Source organism: Alcaligenes faecalis, from assembly GCF_009497775.1.
GTDB classification, from domain to species: domain Bacteria; phylum Pseudomonadota; class Gammaproteobacteria; order Burkholderiales; family Burkholderiaceae_B; genus Alcaligenes; species Alcaligenes faecalis_D.
The window spans coordinates 2,346,276-2,367,876 of record NZ_CP031012.1 but is presented as its reverse complement, the minus strand read 5'-3'; the positions used below and the strand labels follow the sequence as shown (position 1 = coordinate 2,367,876).

At 57.5% G+C, this 21,601-nt stretch carries 21 protein-coding genes; 15 read left to right on the top strand and 6 right to left on the bottom strand.

Annotation, left to right across the window (positions count from 1 at the left end; translation table 11 throughout):
* Position 1: 1 nt before the first annotated feature.
* Complete coding sequence (locus DUD43_RS11060) at positions 2 to 1,435, top strand: efflux transporter outer membrane subunit (RefSeq protein WP_153230333.1); 1,434 nt, start codon at positions 2 to 4, stop codon at positions 1,433 to 1,435.
* Here DUD43_RS11060 and DUD43_RS11055 read toward each other — a convergent pair.
* Together DUD43_RS11055 and DUD43_RS11050 are read right to left on the bottom strand one after the other, a co-directional pair.
* Positions 1,387 to 2,163: a BPSS1780 family membrane protein gene (locus DUD43_RS11055; RefSeq protein WP_153230332.1), complete on the bottom strand. Its 777-nt coding sequence runs from the start codon at positions 2,161 to 2,163 to the stop codon at positions 1,387 to 1,389. The two genes, DUD43_RS11060 and DUD43_RS11055, sit on opposite strands and share 49 nt — an antisense overlap.
* A 14-nt stretch (positions 2,164 to 2,177) precedes the next feature.
* Positions 2,178 to 3,149: a homoserine kinase gene (locus DUD43_RS11050; RefSeq protein WP_153230331.1), complete on the bottom strand. Its 972-nt coding sequence runs from the start codon at positions 3,147 to 3,149 to the stop codon at positions 2,178 to 2,180.
* A gap of 203 nt (positions 3,150 to 3,352) precedes the next feature.
* Here DUD43_RS11050 and dusA point away from each other — a divergent pair, with 203 nt between their 5' ends.
* Positions 3,353 to 4,345 carry a tRNA dihydrouridine(20/20a) synthase DusA gene (dusA, locus tag DUD43_RS11045; RefSeq protein WP_228125770.1) on the top strand — a complete coding sequence of 331 codons (993 nt, stop codon included), beginning with the start codon at positions 3,353 to 3,355 and terminating at the stop codon, positions 4,343 to 4,345.
* Between the two features lie 20 nt (positions 4,346 to 4,365).
* Here dusA and DUD43_RS11040 read toward each other — a convergent pair whose 3' ends face one another.
* Together DUD43_RS11040 and DUD43_RS11035 are read right to left on the bottom strand one after the other, a co-directional pair.
* Positions 4,366 to 4,827, bottom strand: coding sequence for a CBS domain-containing protein (locus DUD43_RS11040; protein ID WP_153230330.1), 462 nt, complete (start codon positions 4,825 to 4,827; stop codon positions 4,366 to 4,368).
* Entirely contained in the window at positions 4,811 to 6,166 is a 1,356-nt protein-coding gene (locus DUD43_RS11035) for a YihY family inner membrane protein (protein WP_228125769.1), read from the bottom strand. Before DUD43_RS11035 ends, DUD43_RS11040 begins: the two co-directional genes overlap by 17 nt.
* An 80-nt stretch (positions 6,167 to 6,246) precedes the next feature.
* On the opposite strand from DUD43_RS11035, the gene DUD43_RS11030 reads away from it, so the two are divergent.
* The 7 genes from DUD43_RS11030 (at position 6,247) to DUD43_RS11000 (ending at position 13,038) form a co-directional block, all read left to right on the top strand.
* Complete coding sequence (locus tag DUD43_RS11030; protein WP_153230328.1) at positions 6,247 to 6,657, top strand: DUF2069 domain-containing protein; 411 nt, start codon at positions 6,247 to 6,249, stop codon at positions 6,655 to 6,657.
* 10 nt (positions 6,658 to 6,667) lie between these two features.
* Positions 6,668 to 8,134 carry a protein adenylyltransferase SelO gene (locus DUD43_RS11025; RefSeq protein WP_153230327.1) on the top strand — a complete coding sequence of 489 codons (1,467 nt, stop codon included), beginning with the start codon at positions 6,668 to 6,670 and terminating at the stop codon, positions 8,132 to 8,134.
* A gap of 98 nt (positions 8,135 to 8,232) precedes the next feature.
* On the top strand, positions 8,233 to 9,294 hold the full coding sequence (aroC, locus tag DUD43_RS11020; protein WP_045929988.1) for a chorismate synthase: 1,062 nt from the start codon (positions 8,233 to 8,235) through the stop codon (positions 9,292 to 9,294).
* Positions 9,295 to 9,363: 69 nt separating this feature from the next.
* Positions 9,364 to 10,191 carry a M48 family metallopeptidase gene (locus DUD43_RS11015; protein ID WP_109088441.1) on the top strand — a complete coding sequence of 276 codons (828 nt, stop codon included), beginning with the start codon at positions 9,364 to 9,366 and terminating at the stop codon, positions 10,189 to 10,191.
* Positions 10,192 to 10,341: 150 nt separating this feature from the next.
* On the top strand, positions 10,342 to 11,808 hold the full coding sequence (locus DUD43_RS11010) for a sensor histidine kinase (protein WP_153230326.1): 1,467 nt from the start codon (positions 10,342 to 10,344) through the stop codon (positions 11,806 to 11,808).
* Positions 11,805 to 12,443: a response regulator transcription factor gene (locus tag DUD43_RS11005; protein WP_153230325.1), complete on the top strand. Its 639-nt coding sequence runs from the start codon at positions 11,805 to 11,807 to the stop codon at positions 12,441 to 12,443. Before DUD43_RS11010 ends, DUD43_RS11005 begins: the two co-directional genes overlap by 4 nt.
* Positions 12,444 to 12,537: 94 nt before the next feature.
* Positions 12,538 to 13,038, top strand: coding sequence for a GlcG/HbpS family heme-binding protein (locus DUD43_RS11000; RefSeq protein WP_228125768.1), 501 nt, complete (start codon positions 12,538 to 12,540; stop codon positions 13,036 to 13,038).
* Between the two features lie 255 nt (positions 13,039 to 13,293).
* On the opposite strand, the gene DUD43_RS10995 is transcribed toward DUD43_RS11000, so the two are convergent.
* Positions 13,294 to 13,725 (bottom strand): carboxymuconolactone decarboxylase family protein, encoded by a 432-nt coding sequence (locus DUD43_RS10995; RefSeq protein ID WP_153230324.1) that lies wholly within the window; start codon positions 13,723 to 13,725, stop codon positions 13,294 to 13,296.
* A gap of 181 nt (positions 13,726 to 13,906) precedes the next feature.
* On the opposite strand from DUD43_RS10995, the gene DUD43_RS10990 reads away from it, so the two are divergent.
* Positions 13,907 to 15,337, top strand: a complete 1,431-nt coding sequence (locus DUD43_RS10990) for a PLP-dependent aminotransferase family protein (protein ID WP_153230323.1) — start codon at positions 13,907 to 13,909, stop codon at positions 15,335 to 15,337.
* A 173-nt stretch (positions 15,338 to 15,510) separates the two neighbouring features.
* Here the strand turns inward: DUD43_RS10990 and DUD43_RS10985 are convergent, their stop codons facing one another.
* Complete coding sequence (locus tag DUD43_RS10985) at positions 15,511 to 15,888, bottom strand: winged helix-turn-helix transcriptional regulator (protein ID WP_153230322.1); 378 nt, start codon at positions 15,886 to 15,888, stop codon at positions 15,511 to 15,513.
* A 112-nt stretch (positions 15,889 to 16,000) separates the two neighbouring features.
* Here DUD43_RS10985 and DUD43_RS10980 point away from each other — a divergent pair, with 112 nt between their 5' ends.
* The 5 genes from DUD43_RS10980 (at position 16,001) to asd (ending at position 21,599) form a co-directional block, all read left to right on the top strand.
* On the top strand, positions 16,001 to 17,017 hold the full coding sequence (locus DUD43_RS10980; RefSeq protein ID WP_153230321.1) for a zinc-binding alcohol dehydrogenase family protein: 1,017 nt from the start codon (positions 16,001 to 16,003) through the stop codon (positions 17,015 to 17,017).
* Positions 17,018 to 17,170: 153 nt separating this feature from the next.
* Complete coding sequence (gene leuC / locus DUD43_RS10975; RefSeq protein WP_153230320.1) at positions 17,171 to 18,574, top strand: 3-isopropylmalate dehydratase large subunit; 1,404 nt, start codon at positions 17,171 to 17,173, stop codon at positions 18,572 to 18,574.
* A gap of 13 nt (positions 18,575 to 18,587) precedes the next feature.
* On the top strand, positions 18,588 to 19,232 hold the full coding sequence (leuD, locus tag DUD43_RS10970) for a 3-isopropylmalate dehydratase small subunit (protein WP_153230319.1): 645 nt from the start codon (positions 18,588 to 18,590) through the stop codon (positions 19,230 to 19,232).
* Between the two features lie 119 nt (positions 19,233 to 19,351).
* Positions 19,352 to 20,428 (top strand): 3-isopropylmalate dehydrogenase, encoded by a 1,077-nt coding sequence (gene leuB / locus DUD43_RS10965; RefSeq protein WP_086059920.1) that lies wholly within the window; start codon positions 19,352 to 19,354, stop codon positions 20,426 to 20,428.
* Positions 20,429 to 20,474: 46 nt separating this feature from the next.
* Complete coding sequence (gene asd / locus DUD43_RS10960; RefSeq protein WP_153230318.1) at positions 20,475 to 21,599, top strand: aspartate-semialdehyde dehydrogenase; 1,125 nt, start codon at positions 20,475 to 20,477, stop codon at positions 21,597 to 21,599.
* The last annotated feature ends 2 nt before the right edge of the window (positions 21,600 to 21,601 follow it).

Sequence of the window (21,601 nt, the reverse complement as noted above, 5' to 3'; positions counted from 1 at the left end):
GATGCGTCGTTTTTCTTTGTATCCGCTGCTCGTGGCTGCTCTGTTGGCGGGTTGTGCGGTTCAGCAGACTCCTGACGATGTTCAAACTGCCTTGCCTGAGCAGTGGCATCGTCTGCCCTTGCAGCAGGATAAAGCAGGCGAGGCACTTTCCAGGGACTGGTGGGCGCAGTTTGGGAGTCAGGAGCTGACAGCGGTGGTGAATCGGGCCCTGGTGAATAACCAGGATGTGGCTGCTTCCGTTGCCCGGTTGGAGCAAGCCTGGGCGATGGCTCGCATGGTCGGAGCCTCGCGTGGGCCGGAAGTTTCTGCCGACTTGAACGTATCCCGGCAAGAGCGCCTGGCTGGGCATGCGGATACGGCTGGGTCCAGGTTTGCACTGGGTCTGACGGCCAGTTATGAGCTTGATCTTTGGGGGCGCTTGAGCGCAGAGCGCGAGTCAGCCGTATTCAATGCCGTGGCCAGTGAGTGGGATGCACATACCGTCGCACTGACAGTTAGCGCCGAGACGGCGGCGGCGTGGATACGCCTGTACGACCTGCGCCAACGGCTGACAATTGCCGAGTCCGATCTGGACAGCGCACAGCGCTTGGCGGCATTGGTAGGTACCCGTGTGCAAGCCGGCTCAGAGTCGCTACTGGCTTTGGCGCAACAGAAAACCCTGCTCGCCAGGCAAGCTGCACGCATTGCCTTGCTGCGTCAGCAGGCCGCGCAGGCGGAAGCCTTGCTTGCGCTGTGGTTGGGGCAAACTACGCAGCCGGATTTTGTCACCATGGATTTGGCGAGCTTGAAGATACCGGCACTGGATACGGGGCTGCCTTCTGATTTGCTGGTGCAACGTCCTGATATACAGGCGGCGGAAGCCAGACTCAGCGCGGCTGATGGCGATGTGGCGGCTGCTCGCGCGGCCATGTTTCCCAGCTTGAGGCTTTCAGCCACAGTAGGGGGCGCGGACGGGCGACTCTCGCAGGTGCTTGATAATCCGGTCTATTCAGTGGCGGGCGGTCTGCTGGCACCAATTTTTAACGCAGGGCGTCTGGCTGCAGGGCATGAGGCTGCGCAAGCGCAGCGTCGGGCACTGCTTGCCCATTATCGTCAGGCCATTCTTCACGGCTTTGCCGATGTGCAAATGTCGCTGGATGCGGTTGCTGGGACGCAGCAGCAATGGGAGGCACAGCAAGAGGTTCTGTTCCAGGCCCAGCGCGCTTTTTCTCTGGCTCAAACGCGTTACCGCGAGGGGGTAGATACGGTGCTGGTTCTGCTGGATACGCAGCGTTCGCTTTACGCCGCACAGGATGCTGTTGTACAGCGCCAGGCCGACCGCTTGTTGGCAGCGGTGGGCCTGTATCGTGCCTTGGGAGGAGCCTGGTACGCCGATGAGCAGGCGTGTCAGACGGCTTGTGGATCGCGCATCGGATCACCAAACACGCTGCGGTAAGCCGGGTAGAAGCTGGCGTACAGGATAGCGGCCATCGCCAGATTGATGGGCGTCAGCACCATGGTGGCCGTGCCTGGGCTTAAACCTGCACCCAGCAGCAATTCGCCCAGGGTCTGGATGGCGAAGAAGGCAGCCGCCCAGCACAGGCCGTAAAGCAGGAAGGCGGCCTTGTTGCGCCAGCAAGCAATCATGGAAAAGAACAGGGCTTGCTTTACCGGGATGGCGTGCCAGCCTACCAGGGCGGGGGCGTGCCAGAACAGGGCGGACAGGCCCAGGTACAGCACGAAGAACAAAATAATGGGTTTGCGAAATGCCGCCATGATGGCTTGTGGGGTGGCATTGCTGTTGTCCATCAATTGCGACAGTTCATTCACAAACGGGAAGGTCGCCAGAAAGCCCACGACCAGGCAGGCCAGCAGGTAAACAAAGCCTAGCTTGATCAGGCGGTTGCGCACCGGGGCGGGCTTCAAGGGCTCGGTCCACATGCCCAGGCGAATGACTTCGCCCTCATGGATGCGACGACAGGCATTCTGGATGATGAAGGTCATGGTCGGGACCAGCACGATCAGCACCATCTGGCCCACGATGGGGAAAATATTGCTCAGGTTGATCAGGATGGAGGTGATCAGGCTCCAGAAGAACAGAGCAGCCGGTTGCAGCTTGAACAAGCGCAATCCTTCCTGAATCCAGTACCACCCGTAAAGAAAGGGGAGCTTGGCAGCTTGCATATCAGTATCCGTATTTATCGAGGGAGCGCCGGTACAGCATGGTCGCGACGCTGGCGCAGCACACGCTCAAAGTGCCGTGGGTCGTGCGGCTTGAGGGTTTGAGCGGGGCGGGGCAGATAAAAATCGTACAGGCGCGAGATCCAGAAGCGCAGCGCGGCGGCCTGGATCAGTATAGGCCAGGCGCTGTGTTCGGCTTCGGTAAATGGGCGCACCTGGGCGTAGGATTCCAGCCAGGCCTGGGCTTTTTCCAGGTTCAGGGCACCGCTCAGACGGTCAATGCACCAGTCGTTCACGGCCACGGCCACGTCAAACAGCCAGGTGTCGCAACCGGCAAAGTAAAAGTCGATGATGCCGCCCATCTGGGGCGCTTCGGAGGTGCCGGCAAACAGCACGTTGTCGCGGAACAGGTCGCAGTGGGCTGGGCCTTGAGGCAAGGAGCGATAGGTGTCGCTGTCGGCAAAGCTGCTTTGTTCTTGCAGAACGGTCTGGATCAGCTCGGACTGGCTTTCGTCCAGGAAAGGCAGAACCTGGGGAACCGTAGCTTGCCACCAGCTCAGGCCACGCAGATTGGGTTGCTCCAGGGGGAAATCCTGGGCAGCCAAGTGGGCCTGGGCTTGCGTGCGGGCGATCTGGCGACAGTGTTCAACCGTAGGCTCGGGCTCGTAACCACCACGCAGGCGCGTCACGATCGAGCAAGGCTTGCCGTGCATGACACAGATGCGCTTGCCATCGCGACGGGTCATGGGCTCGGGCACCGGCACGCCTTTGGCGGCCAAGTGGTGCATCAGCTCGATGTAGAAGGGCAGTTGCTCCAGCGTCAGGACTTCAAACAAAGTCAGAACGTACTCGCCCTGGGTGGTGCTCAGAAAGTAATTGGTGTTTTCAATGCCGGCGGTAATGCCACGTAAGGAAACAAATTCGCCAATTGTGTATTGTTCCAGCAGTTCGCGGGCGTCAAGTTCGCTGACAGAAGTAAAAACAGCCATGCTTTCAGTGAGGATCCGGTTGTTGGCGCACTATCAGGCGCGCAAGTATGTCAAACGGCCGATTTTAGACCAGTGCGCCCGCTTTTTGGAGCCTTGTGGGGATTTACCGCGCTTTATCTTCATCCTGTGGTCGGCTGAAACCATTAAAATGGGTGTTTTCCCTTTCTCACCAAGCCTGCGATCAGGCGATTTGCTCCCTGTTTATGACTACTTTTGTGATGCCGGACAGCCAGATGTGGCGTTTGAGTGTGGCGCCCATGATTGACGTGACTGACCGCCACAGCCGCTTTTTTCATCGTCTGTTGGCGCCGCGCGCCTTGCTGTTTACTGAAATGATCACCACGGGCGCATTGACGCACGGTGATCAGGCACGTCATCTGGATTTTGATCAGGCAGAGCATCCGGTGGCCTTGCAACTGGGTGGCAGTGACCGGGATGCCTTGGTCACCAGCGCTCTGGCCGGTGAAAAGTGGGGCTACGACGAAATTAATCTGAACTGTGGCTGCCCCTCGGAGCGGGTACAAAAAGGTGCTTTCGGTGCCTGTTTGATGAATGAGCCGCAATTGGTGGCCGACTGCGTCAAGGCCATGCAGGATGCGGTTTCTGTACCTGTTACTGTCAAGCACAGGCTGGGGCTGGATTACAACGAGTCCTATGATTTTGTGCGGGATTTTGTGGGACTTCTGTTCGAGTCCGGGTGCCGTGTTTTTACCGTTCATGCTCGCAATGCAGTCTTGAAAGGCTTGTCGCCCAAGGACAACCGGGAGATCCCGCCTTTGCGCTATGACATGGCCATGCAGTTGAAAAAGGATTTCCCCGAAGCACTGTTCATTTTGAATGGCGGCATTCACGAGACCGATCAGGCTGTCGAGCTGGAAGAGCAGTTTGATGGCGTAATGCTCGGTCGTGCCGCCTGGCATACCCCGGCGGTCTTGAGCGATATTCACCGCCGCCTGTGGCCCGAGGATGTGTTGCTGGATGAAGACGCGGTCGTCGAACAGATGATTGCCTACGCCCGCCCTCATGTGCAGGCCGGTGTGCCGCTGCGTATTGTGATCAAGAGCATGTTGGGCTGGCCGCACGGCAAGAAGGGCGCACGTCAGTGGCGTCGTACCTTGTCGGATCACAATTGGCTGGCCAAAAACGATCCAGGCCTGCTTGCGCAGGCCTGGGAAGAATTGCAAAGCCGCCAGTAAAGGCTGGCTGAAACAGCGTCTTAGGAAGCGCTGGCTTGCTCGGAATCGGTAGGCCAGTCGCGGATATAGGCTTTGAGCATATTGTTCTCGAACTGCTGGGCGTGAACAATGGCGCGCGCCATGTCAAAGAAGGAAATAACCCCCATCAGCACCGGACCGTCCATCACGGGCATGTAGCGTGCGTGGTTGTTCAGCATCAGGCGTTGTACTTCGTCGGCGCTGGTGTTGGGAGTGACGCTGACTGGGGCGTCATCCATGATGCTGCGCACGGTAAAGCCCTGGGCTTTATTACCCTGGGCGTGCCAGTGGCGAATGATCTCGCGAAAGGTCAACATACCCACCAACTGACCATGCTCCATGATCACCAGCGAACCAATATCCAGCTCGCTCATGCTCTGTACCGCTTTTTCAACGGTCATTTCGGGGGTGCCTGTATAAAGCGTGTCTCCCTTGACACGCAGGATTTCACTGACTTTTAGCATACTGGGTCTCCTGACCGGGATCGGCGTTTAGTATGGCTGGTTGTCCTGTCAGAATGCCTTGTGGCGACTCAAACAGTTCTTCCAGATTGGATAGTCGCTGATCGAAAAACTGAGAAAGATAATTGAGTACATATTCTAGCGGACCCTCGTGGGTATGGGCGCGGTCCAGCAGAAATGCCTGGGTAAGTTGTTTCAGGCTGACCTGACGCAAATCACAACTGAGCACCCATTGTTCGTCATTGTCTTGCTGGGTATCAGCAATCAGCCCCATGGACTTGAGCTTGCATAAAATGCCGTACAGCTCGTCCGGGTCGCGTTCCAGCTTGTGGCTGAGTTCACGCACGCTAAGTCCCTGCTGGTTCTGACGGTTCAGCCACAGCTGATAGAGCAGGTTCACGGCATCGGTAAAGGCGATGCCGGGCACATTGGTCTTGACCCAGTTGCGGCCACGCCAGTCGGGCAGAATCGCCACCATGGAGGCGCCCAGCAGGACGATCAGCCAGGAGATGTAAATCCACAGCAGGAAGATCGGCAGGATGGCAAAGGCACCGTAGATAATCGTGTAGGTGGGAAAGCGCGTCAGGTAGAAGGCGAAACCGGCTTTCATCAGCTCCAGCAAGGCGGCTGTGACAACACCACCAATCAGGGCATCGCGCCACCAGACGCGGCGGTTGGGCACATACATGAACAGCGCCGTCAGCCCCAGGGCGGTAAAGACAAACGGTACATAGGCCAGGGCGAAGGACACAATGCCGGACAAGTCACCGATATAGCCCATGGACTCCCGTGCCAGAATGGTGGTGGCCCACAAGCTGGCACCGGTCAGAATCGGGCCCAGCGAAATAATGGCCCAGTACACCAGCAGGCGTTGCCCCAAGGGGCGTTGCACGTGTACCTGGAAAATATTGTTGAAGGTCTCGTCAATGGTCATGATCAGCATGATGGACGTGACAATCAGGAACAAGCTGCCCACTGCTGTCAGGCCGGAGGCCTTGGAGGCAAACTGGTTCAGGTACAGCATGATGTTTTCCGACACCACTTCGGGCATCAGATTACGGGTCAAAAAACCTTCCAGAGCGTGTTCAAATTCCTGAAACAGCGGGAAAGCGGTGAACAGCGCCAGCACCACTGTCAGCATGGGCACAATGGCCAGGATCGTGGTGTAGGTCAGGCTGGAGGCCACCTTCATCAGATCTTTTTCAGCCACCCGCTTGATGGCAAAGCGCGCCACACTTAAAAAGTGATGCTTGGCAGTGGGGGCAGGCGAGGGCTCCTGCGGGGAGACAGGATCGGTGTTGTCTGGGTTCAAGTCTGTTTGTTCAGCTTGCTCAGAGGGCATAGGGAAGTTCTCGTCGTTTTTCATAGCGGTTTGATGCGGCGGACGCTGCTTTTCGACAGGGTTCAGGTGATAATAACAGCATGCATGAACCTTTAAACCCCATACTTCATCGAGTGGCGGCCCTGGCTTTGGTCGCCTTGATTGCTTTGTGCCTGGCCTGGGAGCTTCATTTTGCGCCCTTGAAACCCGGCGGCTCCTGGCTGGTGCTGAAAGTGATTCCTTTGGTGCTGCCGCTGCGCAGCGTGCTCAAGGGCAATTTATATACCCTGCAATGGACGTCCATGATGATTCTGCTGTATTTCGCAGAAGGGGTCATGCGTGCCTGGTCGGACCCGGTGGCAGAAGTCATGCCCTGGGCGATTGCAGAAATTGTCCTGTCCCTGATTTATTATTTCTGCGCCATTTTCTATCTCTGGCCTGCCAAGAAAGCAGCCAAGCAGCGCATCAAGGCCGAAAAAGCCGAGGCTGCAAAAGCCGCCAAATCGGCCTAAGGGGGTCTGTATGTCCAGCTTGTTCGATGGCCTGGCCATCAGTCATCATTTTGCGGATCTGCCGTCGGCTTTCCATACGGCGGTTCCGCCACAACCCCTGGCCAATTCCCGCCTGCTGCACGTCAATAAGGAGTTGGCGGCGCAACTGGGCCTGGATGTCTCCCGTTTGGGTGAGCAGGAATTTCTGGATGTGGTCAGCGGCCAAGCCCCCTTGCCGGGTGGCCTGACAGTGTCGGCTGTCTATAGCGGTCACCAGTTCGGTGTCTGGGCAGGACAGTTGGGCGATGGCCGTGCGCATTTGCTGGGGCAAATCGACACCCCCACGGGTCCGCAGGAATTGCAGTTGAAGGGCGCTGGTAAAACGCCGTATTCCCGTATGGGTGATGGCCGCGCCGTGCTGCGCTCCAGTGTGCGTGAATATCTGGCCAGTGAAGCCATGGCCGGTTTGGGCATTGCCACCAGCCGGGCTTTGGCGTTGGTGACTTCAGATACGCCTGTGTACCGGGAAACGGTGGAAACGGGCGCGATTGTGACACGTGTGGCCCCCAGCTTTGTACGTTTTGGGTCCTTTGAGCATTGGGCCAACGACCCCACGCGTGTGCGTGAACTGCTCGATTATGTGCTGCGTGAGTTCTACTCGGAACTGTTGGTTGAAGGCGATTCGGAGCAGGAGCGCGTCTGCCGCTTCTTGCAGGAAGTCACCCACCGCAGTGCCGAAATGGTGGCCGACTGGCAAACCGTAGGTTTTTGCCACGGCGTCATGAATACCGACAATATGTCCATTCTGGGCCTGACCATTGATTACGGCCCTTACGGCTTCATGGACCGATTCCGAGTGAATCACGTCTGTAATCACAGCGACAATCAAGGTCGTTACGCCTGGAATGCACAGCCTGCGATAGTGCATTGGAACTTGTACCGCCTTGCCAGCGCCTTGATGGTGCTTGATCCGGATGTGGATGCGGTAAAAGAACGTTTGCAAACTTTTGAAGCCAGTTTCCTGAACCGCTATCACGCCAATTTGCAGGCCAAGTTCGGCCTGCGTACCTGGCAGGCGGATGATGCACAACTGGTCGATGACTGGTGGCGTTTACTGCACAACAGCGGGGCGGATTTCACCTTGTCCTTCCGTGCTCTGGCCCAGGCCAGCAAGGCGCCCGAGGCTTTCTTGAGTCTGTTTGAAGGCTCCGAAGATCAGGCCCAGGCCTGGTGGCAAGCCTATAGCCAGCGTCTGACACTGGACGGTTCCGACACGCCAGAGCAGCGCGAGGCCATGAATCGCGTCAATCCCTTGTACGTCTTGCGTAACCACTTGGCCGAGCAGGCCATTCAGGCCGCTGCCAAGGACGACGACAGCGAAATCGACACTTTGCTGATGTTGCTGCGCGACCCTTACACCGAGCGGGCCGGTTTTGAGGCCTATGCCATGCCGCCGCCTGAAGGCAGTGCGGAGCTGGCAGTCAGTTGCTCTTCCTAAAAGACCAGGCACGGTCCAGGGCATGTCCGGATTCGGGAACAATGCCATAATCGTGCCTGTCTTTTATTTTTCCTCATTTCTTTGCGTTCACTCTCTCTATGTCCGGCAATACTCTAGGTAAAAGCTTCCGCGTCACGAATTACGGCGAATCTCATGGTCCAGCGATTGGCGCAGTGATCGACGGCTGCCCTCCGGGCCTGGAGCTGTCTGAACAGGATATTCAGTTTGAACTGGATCGCCGCCGTCCTGGCACGTCGCGCCACGTGACTCAGCGCCGTGAGCCCGATCAGGTGGAAATCCTGTCCGGCATTTATGAAGGCCGTACAACCGGCACGCCCATTAGCCTGCTGATTCGCAACTCCGATGCGCGCAGCAAGGATTACGGCAATCTGCTGGACACCTTCCGCCCTGGTCATGCCGACTACACCTACTGGAAGAAATTCGAGAACCGCGACCCGCGTGGCGGTGGCCGTTCTTCGGCTCGCCTGACCGCGCCTACCGTGGCGGCCGGTGCGATTGCCAAGAAATGGCTGGCCGAACACTTCGGCGTGAAGATTCGCGGCTATATGAGCCAGCTGGGCCCCATCGCCATTCCTTTCAAAAGCTGGGATGTGGTCGAGCAAAACCCCTTTTACGCGCCGGATCTGGACGTAGTGCCACAGCTGGAAGCCTATATGGATGAGCTGCGTAAAGAAGGTGAATCTATTGGTGCCCGCATTGAAGTCGTGGCCGAAGGCGTGCCTGCCGGTTGGGGCGAGCCTATTTACGATCGTCTGGATGCCGATATCGCCCACGCCATGATGGGGTTGAATGCCGTTAAGGGTGTGTCGATTGGCGCTGGCTTTGACTGCATTACGCAAAAAGGCTCGGAGCACGGTGATGCGCTGTACCCGGATGGTTTCAAGACCAATCAGGCTGGTGGCGTGCTGGGTGGCATTTCCTCCGGGCAGGCCGTGACGGTTTCCCTGGCGATCAAGCCTACCGCCAGTATCCGTACCATGCGTCCTTCCGTGAATCGTGCCGGTGAAGCGGTTGAAGTCCAGACCCTGGGCCGTCACGATCCTTGTGTGGGCATTCGTGCCACGCCGATTGCCGAAGCCTTGCTGGCGATTGTGCTGATGGATCATTGTCTGCGTCATCGCTCGCAGTGCGGTGTCTGAATGTGAGGGTTTGCGCAGGACGACCCTAGCACTTCATTTTCTTGTCAGGTTTGTTTCTTGGAGCTGAGCATGAAAGGTATTGCGAAAGGAAAACGCTTTTTGGCGGTGGTTTCAATCCTGGCCATGACGGGCTGTGCCACGGTACAGACGACAGAAAGCGGGTCGGTGGGGGTTGAGCGCAAACAATTCATTTCCAATCTGGTGTCCGAGGCCGAGCTGAATCAGGCGGCCGCTCAGAACTATGCTCAGGTGCTGTCTCAGGCGCGTCAGCAAAAAGCGCTGGATACGGATGCGGCCCAGACTCGTCGGGTTAAAACCATTGCACAACGCTTGATTGAGCAAGTGGGTGTTTTCCGGGCCGACGCCCGCTCCTGGAACTGGGAAGTTCACGTCATCAATCAGGACGAAGTCAATGCCTGGTGCATGCCAGGTGGCAAGATGGCGGTTTACAGTGGCTTGATCAAACGGATTCAGCCGACTGATGCAGAACTGGCTGCCGTGATTGGCCATGAAATGGCCCACGCCTTGCGCGAGCACTCGCGTGAGCAGGTTTCCCAGAAAATGGCGACGTCTTTCGGCTTGACTGTTTTGTCCGCCCTGACCGGCGTGCAAGCTGTGAATGATCTGGGCGGTACGCTGAGCGAAGTGATGTTTGAGCTGCCCAATAGCCGCACCCATGAGTCCGAGGCGGATTTGATTGGTGTTGAGCTGGCTGCGCGTGCAGGCTACGACCCGCGTGCCGCGGTGACCTTGTGGCAGAAGATGGGTGCCTTGGAGCAGGGCAGAAGCCAGCCGGAATTCCTGTCTACCCACCCGGCTTCTTCGACCCGTATTGCGGATTTGCAGGCGATTTCGGAACGGGTCATGCCGTTGTATCAGCAGGCGGCCAAGCCGTGAAAGGCTGATTTTTTGATATCGAATCTTGAAGATCCAGACCTTGCCGGTCGCAACGGCGCGGGACAGGGACATTGTTTAATATAGGAAAGCCTGGTTTTCTTGACCAGTCGGCCTAGTTATCTGGTTGCCTCCCATCCTCAAACTGCATCCATGAAATCGCGCCATCGTACCTTTCTGTATGGTTTTTTGATTTGGCTCGGCCTGTCTTTGACCGGCGCCATCATGTTGACGCGTGCTGAACTGGCGCGGCAGCAGGAGGCATTCACGGTACAAAGCAATATAGCCTACCGGCTGCTGGGCCAGCGTCTGGCCCAGCAGGACGCCATTTTGCAGATGCTCGCCCTGTTGCAACCGCCCGTGCAGCGCATTGAGCGTCTGGGAACGTTGGAAGCCATGTTTCCCCAGGTTTTGGCGATTTATCGCCAAGAGAGTGACGCCGCGTGGGCCAATCCTCAATGGCAGCAGGCGCAGTTGCAGTCTCTAAAGGCCGAGCGTGCCGTGCTGACGGATGTGCAACTGGCGCAAGGGCGCTATGTTCTGCTGGTGGCGGCGCACCCGGCCAACTTTGCCGTGCAGCTGGATTTGAATGCCGCCATCGCTTGGGACGAATGGCCTTTTCAGCGTAATGGCAGTCCAGTGCGCGTGGTGCTGGAGTGGCAGGATCAACAATGGGTGATCAGTCCTGGATTGGAGCATGCCGGGCCTGTGGTATTCCAGTCGGGCAAAGTGCTGGCTTCCACCAGCCAGCCCTTTCAGTTCCACACGCGCCGCGTTGTGAGCTATGCCGACCTGCCTTGGGGACAGGCGGCATTGGTTGCCCTGGTCAGTGCCCTGCTGGTGGCGCTGGTCATCTATGTGCGCAAACAACGTGAACAGACCTTGCGCGCTCAGGGGCTGCTGCGTATCGGTCAGGTGGCCCGATTGAATGCGCTCGGTGAAATGGCTGCGGGTCTGGCGCATGAATTGAACCAACCTTTAACCTCCGTGCTGGCCAATACACAAGCCAGCCTGCGGCTCTTGCAGGAAGATCCCCCCGACCTGGAACCGGCGCGCGAGGCCATGACGCATTCGGTAGAACAGATCAAACGCGCGGCCAGCGTACTGACGCGTCTGCGGCACAGTTTGCGTGAAAGCGGTCTGGCTGAGCAGTGCCGCCCGGTGTCCTTGACGCAGGTGCTGGGCGAGTCTGTGCACTTGCTGATGCCGGAGTTGGAGCGGCATGGTATTACTCTGGAAAAACGCCTTCCTCCACATGATGTGGATGTTGTCGGCGAGCCTGTGGCGCTTGGACAAATCATCCATAATCTGCTCAATAATGCCGTATCCGCTTTGGGCGCTGCCCAGACCAGCAATCCGCGTATCTGGCTTGAGGTGCTGCTGCGACCAGGGCGCGTGGACTTGATCGTGCGTGACAATGGCCCTGGAATAGACCCCCAGCATCTGGATCGCGTGTTCGAGCCCTTTTTCACGACGCGTTCCGACGGCCTAGGTCTGGGCCTGAGCTTGAGCGAGTCGCTGGCTCAGGCCATGGGGGGCGGCTTGAGGGCGTTCAACGAACCCCGAGGCGGGGCCGTATTTGCGTTGGAACTGCAGCGAGTGGATGAAGAATCATCATGAACCCGACCGAAAATAGCTCTGGCCTGTCGCCCTTGATCCATCTGCTGGACGATGATGCCGCCGTGCGTCAAAGCTTATCCTTGCTGATCAGCACGGTAGGGTTACGCGTGCAGACTTGGGCGGATCCGCAACAGTTTCTGGAGTCTTTCGATCGGCAGTCTATCGGGGCCTTGATTCTGGATGTGCGCATGCCCGGCATCAGTGGATTGACCTTGCTCGATACCCTGGTCGAGCAAGGCGTGGATCAGCCCATCATTTTGTTGACCGGGCACGGCACGGTGGACATGTGTCGGCGCGCCTTCAAGGCGGGTGCTATCGAGTTCCTGGAAAAGCCGGTCAGTGACGATGTGCTGCTGGATACGGTTCAGCAGGCCGTGCGCCAGCATGTGCGTCGCCGCGAGCGTCTTGCAGCCGATCAATGGGTGCGCGAGCGTTACACCAGTTTGTCCGAGCGCGAGCGCGAGGTGCTGGCCTTGATTGTCGAGGGCCTGACCAATAAGGAGATAGGTCGGGCGTTGGTGCTGTCGCCCCGCACGGTGGAAACGCATCGTGCCAACTTGTTTGCCAAACTGCAGGTCGATAACCTGGCCCACCTGATTCGGCATTACGCCAGCTTGGTGAGTGCCTCTCCGTAAAACTACGTAGAAGCGAGGGTAAGCGTCCGAATGGTCCCGTTCGGGCGGCGCAAGTATAGTTTTTCCATGCCGACAATAGTGTCGGAACTGATAAATGGAGATTACCGCTATGTTGCGCTCTTCCCTTCTGACGGCTTTGTTGTTCGCCGCTGGCGCCGCCCAGGCCCAGGGTGTGCTGACCGAAAAAAACATCTCCCTGGATCTGGCTAATCGTCTGGCTGTCGAAACCGTCAAGCAATGTTCGGCCAAAGGCTACAACGTGTCGGCGGCTGTGGTTGACCGTGCTGGCGTGCTGCGTGCGTTCCAACGCGCTGACCAGGCCGGACCGCATACGGTCAATGCCAGTATCGACAAGGCCTATACGTCCGCTTCGGCCCGCAGCCTGACCAGTGCCATGCTGGAGGGGTCCCAGAAAAATGCTGGCGCCGCCAATATGGGTGATATCCAGGGTTTTCTGCTGCTGGGCGGTGGTGTGCCGGTCAAGGTTGGTAATGACACGATAGGCGCCATCGGCGTGGGCGGCGCGCCTGGTGGCCACCTGGACGAGGCGTGCGCCGTAGGGGCCCTGGAAACCCTGAAGGCCGATCTGAAGTAAACGCCTTCCTGCAGATTGGGGAGCCGCCCCTGAACTGAGCCCCCGGAACTTGGACATTATTCCAAGCTTCGGGGTTATTACATGGCTAATTCAGTGGTCGATTCATGTGATGGCGGTACGGCCTGCGGTAAAGGCGGGATTGTTGGCAAATAAGCCGACCGTTCAGTGTTGCCGCTGAACGGACTTATTCCGTCTGAAGATTGACTTCTGGCGCGGGGTTTTTGTTTCTTGCCGCTGCAGAATCATCACTCACGCTCACTTACGCATACTGATAGCCAGACGATTGAAGGCGCTCATCAAGGCAATTGCAAAAGTCAGGTCCGAAATTTCTGCATCACTGAAATGGGCTTTTAAAGGTTCGAAGTGCTCGTCGGCTGCATGGGTGTGAGCGACATCCACCACGGATTCCGTCCACTCCAGGGCCGCACGCTCGCGTTCGTCAAAGTGTGTACTGACACGCCAGCCTGCCAGGCTGTCTATCTTGGCATTCGCAACGCCTGAACTGCGCAAGGATGCAGCGTGCATTTCCAGGCAGTAGGAGCAGCCGTTGATTTGCGAAATGCGCAAATTCACCAGCTCAATCAACTCTTTACCCAGGCTGCTTTTGTCCAATGCCAGTTTCGTTTGCAGCAGGCCTTGATAGGCTTTGGGAGACAGGGTGTCGTAGGGAAGGCGAAGTGTACTCATGGTGTATCCAATCGAAAGTAAGACAGGGGAGCAGGGCAACCTTTCTGCTGTGGCTGTGTGTGATTCAGGGTTTGTCGCCGTCTGATCATAAAGTTGGGCGGCCTGCTTTACTTGTTGATTATCCATGAGTAATGTCCTAGTGATCAGTGACAAGAAATTAATAAATCACTAGGACATAGGTATGGATCTGCACCACTGGAAACCCAGCCGGGAACCGGGCACTCCTATTTATCAGCAACTGTACGAGCGCTTTCGGGATGCGATTGCCGCAGGCCAGTTGCGCCCCGGCGACCGGGTGCCCTCCGTGCGCAGTCTGGCCAGTGAGCTGAACGTAGCCAAGGGCACGGTCGAGCAAGCCTATCAAATCCTGCTGGGTGAGGGCTACTTCCTCGCCCGAGGGCCAGCAGGAACGGTGGTGTCACCGCAGTTGACCAGCTTGGATGCGAAACGATATGCCAGTGTGCCTGTTGCTTCCCTACGGTCTTCGCCATATGTACCTGCCGAGGACTCGCCACCTTTGCCATTTCAAATGGGCTTGCCTGCATTGGACGCTTTTCCGCGCAAGACCTGGGCACGGCTGGCCAATCAGAATCAGCGCGCCCTGGGGGCCTTGGCAATGCGTTATCCCGATCCGGTGGGCTATGTACCGTTGCGGCGGGCCATTGCGGCGTATTTGGGCGTATCACGTGGCATAGCGTGTCTGCCCGAGCAGGTGTTTGTGACGGCGGGCTATTGGGGGGCGCTGGAACTGGTGTGTCGTAGCGTTCTGAATCCGGGAGATGCGGGCTGGTACGAAAACCCCGGTTATATCTTCGCCCGCCAATTTCTGAAACAGGCGGGTATGCAGGTGCATGCGGTGCCGCTGGATGAGGAAGGTCTGGACGTTATCGCCGGGCAGCAGCACTGCCCACAGGCTCGCTTTGCCATCGTGACACCGGCCCATCAAAGTCCCATGGGCATGGCGATGTCTCTGCCCAGACGTCTGCAGTTGCTGGATTGGGCCAGACAGCAGCAGGCCTGGATTGTGGAGGACGATTACGACAGTGAGTTTCGCTACCACGGTCGTCCTTTGCCCGCTCTGAAAAGCCTGGATAGGGACGACAGGGTGATCTATACCGGCACCTTCAGCAAGGTTCTGAATCCCGGCTTGCGTCTTGCGTACCTGGTTGCTCCCTTGTCTCAGGTGGAGCGCTTCCGACAGGCGGCTCATTATTCAGGCGGGCCGGGGTCCATTCTGACGCAGGCAACCGTAGCGGATTTCATGGAGCAGGGCTATTTTGCGCGGCACCTGCGCAAGATGCGGGTTTTGTATGCGCAACGGCGGGCCTATCTGGTACAGGCGCTGGAACAGACATTGGGAGAGCGCTTGCAGGTGCAAAGCCAGGCAGGCGGGATTCATGTGCTTGCCAATCTGAGGCAGCCGGAAGAGGACCGGCCTTTGGCCAAGCTTGCCCAGGAAAAAGGCTTGGCAGTTCAGGCCTTGAGCGATTGGCAAATACCACCTGCCGCGCATAAGGGGCTGTTGATGGGCTTTGCCAGTATCAGCGATCAGAATATGGCAAATGATTGGGTGCAGCGCTTGGGTGTGGCGATGACTGGGTCTTTCCAGTAGACGGCCACGCATCCATGATTCATGGACCGTAACCCTGAATACCAACAGTATTTCTGACAATCCGGTGTGCAGCGTCTAGGGCAAAGAAGAGGAGAGCGCCTAGTCCGGTGAACTCCCTGTTTTTATTGATTTGCATAGGCGTGTCTTGTGGGGAAAAGGGGCGGTAGTCGAGATTATCCGCCCCCGGTTTGCGCTTGTTGGGCCTGCACCGCCTGCATTTTGATATGCGTGTCGCCCCATTCCTTGAGCGCATGAATAATGGGAGCCAGCGTCTGCCCGTATTCGGTCAGGCGGTACTCCACTTTGGGTGGGACTTCGGGGTAGATCTTGCGCGCCACCAGTCCATCGCTTTCCAGTTCCCTGAGCTGATTGGTCAGCATGCGCTGGGTGATATTGGGCAGCAGCTTGCGCAGCTCGTTAAAACGCAGCACATCGCCCACCAGCAGGCGATACAGAATGACGCCTTTCCATTTGCCGCCAATCAGGTTCAGCGTGGCTTCCACGGTACAGCCGACGGTGCAATCAAAGGACTTGTGAGTGATGCGGGCCATGATGATGCCTTACAGTATATTTTTAGACACTATCTGCAAATTATGTGCGTTCTTACCTAAAGCGGCAATAGAAGCCAGAATAGCCTTCATGATTCATTAATTGGAGTACAGCATGAAAGCCATTGGTTTCAATCAAGCCCTGCCTGTTTCTGATCCTCAATCCTTGCAGGATCTGGATTTGCCGGACCCCCAATACGGCGAACAGGATTTGCTGGTCGAGGTGCAAGCGATTGCCGTCAATCCGGTCGACACCAAAGTGCGACGTTCGGCACAGCCGGAGCCAGGCAGCTGGCGCATTCTGGGCTGGGATGCCGTGGGGCGTGTGCGCGCGCTGGGTGCAGGTGTGACGGGTTTCAAAGTGGGCGATCAGGTGTTTTACGCCGGTGCCATAGACAGGCCGGGCAGCAATGCCCAATTGCAAGCGGTGGATGCGCGTCTGGTAGCCCATGTTCCTGCCAATTTGAGTATTGAAGATGCCGCCGCCTTGCCCTTAACCGCATTGACAGCCTGGGAGACCTTGTTTGATCGCCTGAAGATTGATCAACCTGTGGCAGGTGCCGCCAATGCCATTCTGATTGTGGGCGGGGCAGGGGGCGTAGGCTCCATGACCATCCAACTACTACGTGCCTTGACGGACTTGACGGTGATTGCCACCGCCTCCCGCCCTGAGACGGTGGAATGGGTCAAGAAGCTGGGCGTCCATCATGTCATTGATCACAGCCAGCCACTGGCCGCGCAAGTGCAGGCGCTGGGCATAGGCGAACCGGCCTTTGTGTTCTCTACCACACATACGGACCAGTACCTGCCGAGCATCGTGGAGCTGATTGCGCCGCAAGGCCGGATTGCCTTGATTGACGATCCCAAGTCTCTGGATATCATGCCTCTAAAGCGTAAAAGCCTGTCTTTGCATTGGGAGCTGATGTTCACCCGCTCCTTGATGCAAACCGCCGATATGGCCGAACAGCAAGCCATTTTGCAAAAGGTGGCGCAACTGGCTGAAGCCGGGAAAATCATCACCACTCGCACGCAATCCCTGGGGGCGATTACGGCAGAAAACTTGCGCAAGGCTCACGCACTGCTGGAAAGTGGCCGTAGTATTGGCAAGTTGGTGCTGTCTGGCTGGAATTAGGTCTAGCCCCTTGCCTTGTGTTCTATCCTAGTAGTTCCAATACTAGGATAGTGACTGGTCTTGTCCCAGTTACTGCGCCTGTCATAATAAGAAAAAATTTATGTGCAGCCCACTCTGTGCGGGCTGTAATCTCAACTGAATCGCGAGAGCGCAATGGCAAAAACCTTATACGATAAGTTGTTCGACGAACACGTCGTGCATCAGGACACGGATGGCACCTGTTTGATCTACATTGATCGCCACTTGCTGCATGAAGTGACCAGCCCCCAGGCCTTTGAAGGTCTGACACTGGCCGACCGCAAGCCCTGGCGCATCAGTGCCAACCTGGCTGTGGCGGACCACAACGTCCCCACCACCTCCCGCCAGAACGGTATTGAAGACCCGATCTCGCGCCTGCAGGTCGATACTCTGGACGCCAACTGTGAAGAGTTCGGCATTACCGAATTCCGCATGAATGACGTGCGTCAGGGCATTGTGCACATTGTCGGCCCCGAGCAGGGCGCAACCTTGCCTGGCATGACTGTGGTGTGTGGTGACTCCCACACCAGCACGCACGGTGCCGTGGGCGCTTTGGCCTTCGGTATCGGTACGTCCGAGGTTGAGCACACGCTGGCCACCCAGACCTTGCTGATGAAGAAAAGCAAAAGCATGCTGATCCAGGTGGACGGCAAGCTGCCTTTTGGCTGTACCGCCAAGGACTTGATCCTGTACGTGATTGGTCAGATTGGTACTGCCGGTGGTACGGGCTACGCCATTGAATTCGGTGGTTCAGCCATTCGCGCCCTGACCATGGAAGGCCGCATGACCGTGTGCAATATGGCGATTGAAGCCGGGGCACGTTCGGGCATGGTGGCTGTGGACGAGCAAACCATTCAGTACTTGCGTGGCCGTCCTTACTCCCCCAAAGGCGTGTTGTGGGATCAGGCTGTGGCTTACTGGAACACCTTGCACACCGACGAAGGCGCGCAGTTTGACCGCGTGATCCGTATCGATGCCAGCCAGATCACTCCTCAGCTGACCTGGGGCACCTCGCCAGAAATGGTGCTGCCTATCGACAGCCGCGTACCCGATCCAGAGAAAGAAAAAGACGAAGTTGCCCGCAACGGCATGGAGCGCGCTCTGGAGTACATGGGTCTGACGCCCAATATGCCCTTGACTGACATCCGCATTGACCGCGTATTCATCGGCTCCTGTACCAATGCCCGTATTGAAGACTTGCGTGCGGCCGCCAGCGTGGCCAAGGGTCGCAAAGTGGCGTCCAACGTCAAGCAGGCCATGATTGTTCCGGGCTCCGGTCTGGTGAAACGTCAGGCCGAGCAAGAAGGTCTGGACAAGATTTTCCTGAACGCTGGTTTTGAATGGCGTGAGCCTGGTTGCTCCATGTGTCTGGCTATGAACGCCGACCGTCTGGAACCTGGCGAGCGTTGCGCTTCGACCTCCAACCGTAACTTTGAAGGACGTCAGGGGCAGGGTGGTCGTACCCACCTGGTCAGCCCAGCCATGGCAGCGGCCGCCGCTATTGCCGGCCATTTTGTCGACGTGCGTTCGTTCAACTGAGGAAATCCACACCATGCAAACATTTACTACTCATGAAGGTCTGGTCGCTCCCTTGGATCGGGAGAACGTGGATACGGACTTGATCATCCCCAAGCAGTTCCTCAAATCCATCAAGCGCACCGGCTTTGGCCCCAACTTGTTTGATGAATTGCGCTATCTGGATCACGGCGAGCCCGGCATGGACAATTCCCGCCGCCCGCTGAACCCGGACTTTGTGCTGAACCAGGACCGCTACCAGGGCGCTTCCGTGCTGCTGGCGCGCAAGAACTTTGGCTGTGGCTCCAGCCGCGAGCACGCTCCCTGGGCTTTGATGCAATACGGCTTTCGCGCCATTATTGCGCCGTCCTTTGCCGATATTTTCTTCAACAACAGTTTCAAGAACGGCTTGCTGCCCATCGTCCTGAACGAGCTGGATATTGCCCGCCTGTTCGACGAAGTCAAAGCCTTCCCCGGCTACAAGTTGCGTATTGATCTGGCCGAGCAGCGCGTGATCACGCCTGAAGGTCGTGAGCTGCCGTTCACCATTGATGCTTCGCGCAAGCACAGCCTCTTGAATGGTCTGGATGAAATTGGCCTGACCTTGCAGAAAGCGGACATGATCCGTCAGTACGAAGCCGAGCGTCTGGCCCGCCACCCCTGGCTGGTTGGGCAACCTTGAGCCCAGGAGCAGGTTTTGTAGCAGTCTCGCTGTTGCTGCCTTTCTAGGCGGCCAAGATGCTCCGGCCTTCAGGCCGGAGTTCTTCACTCTTACTCCCTAATTTTTACGTCCTATTCATCATGACTCATAAAATTGCAGTGTTGCCCGGTGACGGCATCGGTCCCGAGATTACCGAACAGGCTCAGCGCGTGCTGGGCGCTCTGGGCATGGATCTGGAAATGACCGTGGCTCCTGTGGGCGGTGCCGCTTACGATCTGCACGGCCACCCCCTGCCACCCGAAACACTGAGCCTGGCTCAAAGCTCCGACGCCGTGTTGTTCGGCGCCGTGGGTGACTGGAAATACGACTCGCTGGAGCGCCACCTGCGTCCCGAGCAAGCCATTTTGGGCCTGCGTCGTGCCATGGGTCTGTTCGCCAATCTGCGTCCCGCCATTCTGTACCCACAACTGGCTAACGCCTCCACCCTGAAACCAGAAGTCGTGTCCGGTCTGGATATCCTGATCGTGCGTGAACTGACGGGCGATATCTACTTCGGTCAGCCCCGTGGCGTGCGTACCGTGGAAGAGGGTAATTTCGCGGGCGAGCGTCAGGGTTTTGACACCATGCACTACGCCGAAAGCGAAGTGCGCCGTATTGCCCATGTGGGTTTCCAGGCTGCCCAAAAGCGTCAAAAGCGCTTGTGCAGCGTGGACAAGTCCAACGTGCTGGAAACATCGCAGTTCTGGCGCGACATCATGATTGATGTGGCCCGTGAGTATCCGGACGTGGAATTGAGCCATATGTACGTGGACAATGCCGCCATGCAATTGGTGCGTGCACCAAAAGAATTCGACGTGATCGTCACAGGCAACCTGTTTGGCGATATCCTATCGGATGAAGCAGCCATGTTGACAGGCTCCATTGGCATGTTGCCCTCGGCGTCCCTGAACGCATCCCAGCAAGGTTTGTACGAACCCAGCCACGGCTCGGCACCCGATATCGCCGGTCAGGACAAGGCCAATCCTTTGGCCACCATTTTGTCTGCTGCCATGTTGCTGCGCTACTCGCTCAATGCAGAAGACCAGGCCAAGCGTATCGAAGCGGCGGTTGCCAGCGTGCTCGAACAAGGTCTGCGTACCGGCGACATCTACGAAGACGGTTGCCAATTGCTGAGCACCAGTGCTATGGGGGATGCAGTGCTCAAGGCTTTGCGATAGTATCTTTTATCGTTTTATTTTTTTTATATATCCAGGTGGTATTACCATGACTCAAGCGGTAGGTTTGGTCGGCTGGCGTGGGATGGTGGGCTCCGTGCTCATGCAGCGCATGCGCGACGAAGGCGATTTTTCCCTTTTTCAGCCGGTGTTTTTCTCGACTAGCAATGCTGGCGGCGCAGCTCCCACGTGGGCTGACGGCGCTGGCCCATTGCAGGACGCTCACGATATTGACGCTTTGAAGAAGTTGCCAATTATTGTGACCGCCCAAGGTGGAGATTACACAAGCCAGATCTACCCCAAACTGCGTGCCGCTGGGTGGAACGGTTTGTGGATTGACGCGGCCAGCACGCTGCGCATGGATGAAAACTCCGTGATCGTGCTGGACCCGGTCAACCGTCCTGTTATTGATGCTGCACTGGCCAAAGGTGGCAAGCAGTTCATCGGTGGAAACTGTACCGTTAGCTGCATGCTGATGGGTCTGGGTGGTCTGTTCAACCAGAACCTGGTTGAGTGGATGACCAGCATGACGTACCAGGCCGCTTCCGGCGGTGGCGCACAACACATGCGTGAACTGCTGACACAGTTCGGTCTGATCAACCAGTCGGTCTCCAGCCTGCTGGACGATCCTGCATCGGCCATTCTGGATATCGACCGCGGTGTCTTGCAGACACAACGCGATCCCAACCTGCCTCAGAAAAACTTCGGCGTACCACTGGGCGGCAGCCTGATCCCCTGGATCGACTCCGACCTGGGCAATGGCATGACGCGCGAAGAGTGGAAAGCAGGCGTGGAAACCAACAAGATCCTGGGCCGTGGCGCACAGGACAAGCACATTCCTATCGACGGTTTGTGCGTACGTATTGGTGCCATGCGCTGCCACAGCCAGGCCTTGACCATCAAGATGACGCGTGACGTTCCGCTGGACGAGATCACCGACATCCTGGCTGAAGGTTCCAAGTGGGCCAAAGTCATTCCTAACGAGCGTCAGGCGACGGTTCAGGCTTTGACTCCTGTTGCCGTGACCGGCACGCTGGACATCCCCGTTGGCCGTCTGCGCAAGCTGAACATGGGCCCCGAGTACCTGAGCGCCTTCACGGTAGGCGATCAGTTGCTGTGGGGTGCGGCTGAACCGCTGCGCCGCATGTTGCGCATCGCTTTGGGCGAGCTTTAATC

What these genes read in the sequence shown, in the direction of transcription:
- DUD43_RS11060 (WP_153230333.1), top strand. Translation starts at nt 2, where the DNA reads ATGCGTCGTTTTTCTTTGTATCCGCTGCTCGTGGCTGCTCTGTTGGCG.
- DUD43_RS11055 (WP_153230332.1), bottom strand. Translation starts at nt 2,163, where the DNA reads ATGCAAGCTGCCAAGCTCCCCTTTCTTTACGGGTGGTACTGGATTCAG.
- DUD43_RS11050 (WP_153230331.1), bottom strand. Translation starts at nt 3,149, where the DNA reads ATGGCTGTTTTTACTTCTGTCAGCGAACTTGACGCCCGCGAACTGCTG.
- dusA (WP_228125770.1), top strand. Translation starts at nt 3,353, where the DNA reads ATGACTACTTTTGTGATGCCGGACAGCCAGATGTGGCGTTTGAGTGTG.
- DUD43_RS11040 (WP_153230330.1), bottom strand. Translation starts at nt 4,827, where the DNA reads ATGCTAAAAGTCAGTGAAATCCTGCGTGTCAAGGGAGACACGCTTTAT.
- DUD43_RS11035 (WP_228125769.1), bottom strand. Translation starts at nt 6,166, where the DNA reads ATGCCCTCTGAGCAAGCTGAACAAACAGACTTGAACCCAGACAACACC.
- DUD43_RS11030 (WP_153230328.1), top strand. Translation starts at nt 6,247, where the DNA reads ATGCATGAACCTTTAAACCCCATACTTCATCGAGTGGCGGCCCTGGCT.
- DUD43_RS11025 (WP_153230327.1), top strand. Translation starts at nt 6,668, where the DNA reads ATGTCCAGCTTGTTCGATGGCCTGGCCATCAGTCATCATTTTGCGGAT.
- aroC (WP_045929988.1), top strand. Translation starts at nt 8,233, where the DNA reads ATGTCCGGCAATACTCTAGGTAAAAGCTTCCGCGTCACGAATTACGGC.
- DUD43_RS11015 (WP_109088441.1), top strand. Translation starts at nt 9,364, where the DNA reads ATGAAAGGTATTGCGAAAGGAAAACGCTTTTTGGCGGTGGTTTCAATC.
- DUD43_RS11010 (WP_153230326.1), top strand. Translation starts at nt 10,342, where the DNA reads ATGAAATCGCGCCATCGTACCTTTCTGTATGGTTTTTTGATTTGGCTC.
- DUD43_RS11005 (WP_153230325.1), top strand. Translation starts at nt 11,805, where the DNA reads ATGAACCCGACCGAAAATAGCTCTGGCCTGTCGCCCTTGATCCATCTG.
- DUD43_RS11000 (WP_228125768.1), top strand. Translation starts at nt 12,538, where the DNA reads ATGGAGATTACCGCTATGTTGCGCTCTTCCCTTCTGACGGCTTTGTTG.
- DUD43_RS10995 (WP_153230324.1), bottom strand. Translation starts at nt 13,725, where the DNA reads ATGAGTACACTTCGCCTTCCCTACGACACCCTGTCTCCCAAAGCCTAT.
- DUD43_RS10990 (WP_153230323.1), top strand. Translation starts at nt 13,907, where the DNA reads ATGGATCTGCACCACTGGAAACCCAGCCGGGAACCGGGCACTCCTATT.
- DUD43_RS10985 (WP_153230322.1), bottom strand. Translation starts at nt 15,888, where the DNA reads ATGGCCCGCATCACTCACAAGTCCTTTGATTGCACCGTCGGCTGTACC.
- DUD43_RS10980 (WP_153230321.1), top strand. Translation starts at nt 16,001, where the DNA reads ATGAAAGCCATTGGTTTCAATCAAGCCCTGCCTGTTTCTGATCCTCAA.
- leuC (WP_153230320.1), top strand. Translation starts at nt 17,171, where the DNA reads ATGGCAAAAACCTTATACGATAAGTTGTTCGACGAACACGTCGTGCAT.
- leuD (WP_153230319.1), top strand. Translation starts at nt 18,588, where the DNA reads ATGCAAACATTTACTACTCATGAAGGTCTGGTCGCTCCCTTGGATCGG.
- leuB (WP_086059920.1), top strand. Translation starts at nt 19,352, where the DNA reads ATGACTCATAAAATTGCAGTGTTGCCCGGTGACGGCATCGGTCCCGAG.
- asd (WP_153230318.1), top strand. Translation starts at nt 20,475, where the DNA reads ATGACTCAAGCGGTAGGTTTGGTCGGCTGGCGTGGGATGGTGGGCTCC.